Raw genomic sequence first — 1366 nt, 5'->3', positions numbered from 1 at the left:
TTTTCCACGTTCGAAAGCAGTCAGATGGTGACCTTTGGTGTGAGACATGATATTCTATTCTTGCATCAAGACGATACCTCTTTCATTAATTGTGTAGGAACTTTGATGATAACAGGTCGTATCGACTTGGTGTTTTTTATTTTGTCTGAGTGCTAACGATAGTGGCTAACTTGATTGTAAAACGCGGGGAAATAAAAAAAGAGCCCCAATCCCGAAAAAAGATTGGCGCCCTTAATACCTTAATATGAGTAAACATCACGTAAATTCAACTTTAAGTTTCTCTCCCAAAGCAAAGGCAATCTTACTCATCGTGTCAATACTGGTATTTTGTCCATGCTCGATACGTGCAATCGTGGATTGTGGCACATCTGCTCGTTGTGCCAGCTCTCGTTGCGTTAACCCGGCACGTTCTCGTTCGTTCATCAACGCCACGGCACTTTCAAGTCTGGCGGATTCAGCATCAAAACCGGCTTTGAATTCTGGGTCTTTCAGTTGTTCCGTGAGATAATCGTCAAAAAGCGTGTTTTTTGCCACCTTACTTACCTCCCGAAATATCAATATATGCTATGAACTACTCGGGAATGAATTCCCAAGTTTCCAAGATCTCTCTTAAAAACATCGTAAACTGCAAGTCATAAGAAGTACTCATAATCTTTACAAGGCCATTAGGGTGGTCCGAACTCGCAACCACAACGACCGTGTTTTGCTACAAATGTCACCACCTGCAGGTCAACGGTATACGCTCGTGATTCGGTCTTCGTTTACTTTGCGACCAGATTATCCCTAATTTTCGTATTGGTCGGAGGAAGTTGTTCTGTTCTCCCTATTTTGCTAGCGTCTTAGTTACTTTTGATTAAATAATGGAACTGACCATCGCCGTAGTGACTTTAGGAAACGTTTTAACTTTGATGTGGTGGCTTGGGTGTAAGCCCCAGTCCAGAATGTTTTGAGCGGCGTTGTGATCTCGTTCAATAACTTTTCCCGTAACTGGGCTGATCCATTCACGTTGAGATAAGGGATGCTTATCGATGATTTCAGTACTATATTCGACTTGACTGCTCTTATAGGCATCGACCTCTACCACAGTCACACCTTGTTTGAAAGCACGATTTTGAATCACTTGTTTGGCCTCGTATGGTTTGAGTAAAGCCAACTTGCGATTCTTAGCTTTACCAGTAGATTTGCGCATATCCTTGGCACGGATTTTCTCCATGACTAAGACTTCAATTGGGTCAACCAGCTCAATCGCAAGTTTACGGTAAGATTCATTTAACAATTGTGCACGCTTGGCGGAAAGTTTTTGAATCTTCTTCCTGGATTATTCATAGAATTTCAAAAAAGCAGCGCAATCCCATGATTCACACGG

2 protein-coding genes are annotated in these 1366 nt (G+C 42.2%); both read right to left on the bottom strand.

Annotation, left to right across the window (positions count from 1 at the left end; genetic code table 11):
• Window positions 1–255: 255 nt before the first annotated feature.
• Window positions 256–534: a helix-turn-helix domain-containing protein gene (locus FD01_RS11175; RefSeq protein ID WP_056964338.1), complete on the bottom strand. Its 279-nt coding sequence runs from the start codon at window positions 532–534 to the stop codon at window positions 256–258.
• A gap of 319 nt (window positions 535–853) precedes the next feature.
• The gene (locus FD01_RS11170) at window positions 854–1213 is read right to left on the bottom strand and encodes a zinc ribbon domain-containing protein (RefSeq protein WP_152164790.1); all 360 of its coding nucleotides are present in this window, start codon (window positions 1211–1213) and stop codon (window positions 854–856) included.
• Between the last annotated feature and the right edge of the window lie 153 nt (window positions 1214–1366).

The organism is Lacticaseibacillus manihotivorans DSM 13343 = JCM 12514, assembly GCF_001435035.1.
GTDB classification, from domain to species: Bacteria; Bacillota; Bacilli; order Lactobacillales; family Lactobacillaceae; genus Lacticaseibacillus; species Lacticaseibacillus manihotivorans.
This window is presented reverse-complemented; position numbering and strand designations above follow the sequence as displayed.

What these genes read in the sequence shown, in the direction of transcription:
- FD01_RS11170 (WP_152164790.1), bottom strand. Translation starts at nt 1,213, where the DNA reads ATGGAGAAAATCCGTGCCAAGGATATGCGCAAATCTACTGGTAAAGCT.